This window comes from Bacillus cereus group sp. BceL220 (assembly GCF_051776965.1).
Lineage (GTDB): Bacteria > Bacillota > Bacilli > Bacillales > Bacillaceae_G > Bacillus_A > Bacillus_A cereus.
In genome coordinates this window covers 1-1,061 of sequence record NZ_JBPWBC010000048.1, presented here as the reverse complement: position 1 = coordinate 1,061, position 1,061 = coordinate 1, and the positions used below count along the sequence as shown (strand labels likewise).

Below are 1,061 nucleotides of genomic sequence, written 5' to 3'. Positions count from 1 at the left end.
ATTTCCCCTATTACCCCTATCGGATTTAATTGGAGTTGGTGATTTAAAATATAAATCTCCGTATTAGATAACGGTTTCCCAATTGGAATTTCATTTACTTTTCCAACAAATGCATTCGCTTCAGCTGCAGTTGCAAATACAGTACTTTCTGTCGGACCATACCCATTAATAATTTTTGTTCCATACACATCAACTACTTGTTTTACATGCTTTTGTGATAATTTGTCTCCACCAACTATAACTGTATGCATTCCTCTAAAACAGTCTACTCTTATATCTACAATTGTGTGGAAAAGTCCCGTAGGAACAAACATCATAGTAATAGATTCTTTCTGTATTACTTCAGAGAGCTTTTCAATATCTCCTATTACCTCTTTATCTACTAATACTAGTTTTGCTCCATTTAATAAAGCACCATAAATATCAAATGTAGATCCATCAAAAGCATAATTGGCTATTTGTAACAATTGATCGTCTGCTTTTATGTTCACATAATTTGTATCCTTCACAACACGAGATACATTGTAATGCATAGTTAAATTTCCTTTTGGGGTTCCTGTAGAACCAGAAGTATACATAACGTATGCTAATGATGATGAATCTTTAGAAATGCCAGGGTTCTTCTTCTCTTCTAATACCTCTTCTTTTATAATTTCGTCTAAATAAATCGTCTTCCCTTGTAAACCACAACTAGCAAATAAAGAATCGGCCAATTCATTTTCTAGATTCGATGTCGTTAACAAAATTTCAGTTTTAGAATCTTCTAGAATATTCATGATTCTCTCTTGTGGATACTGAGGATCAATTGGTAAATATGCCCCCCCAGCTTTTAAAATCCCTAAAATTCCTACAATCATTTCCACGGAACGTTCTACGACTAAACCAATAATCTGATTTTTAGTAACCCCTTGTTCTAACAACATATAAGCAAGTTCATTCGCTCTTGCGTTTAGCTCTCGATAAGTTAAACATTGGTCTTTATATACTACGGCAATATTCTCTGGTGTCTTCTTCACTTGTTCTTCAAACAATTGCGTTAATGTCTTTTCTTTTGGATATTC

Annotated in this window: 1 protein-coding gene; it reads right to left on the bottom strand. The window is 33.6% G+C overall.

Annotation, left to right across the window (positions count from 1 at the left end):
- On the bottom strand, nt 1–1,061 hold a 1,061-nt coding region (locus ACS2FK_RS30390; protein ID WP_438899974.1), incomplete at both ends, for an AMP-binding protein.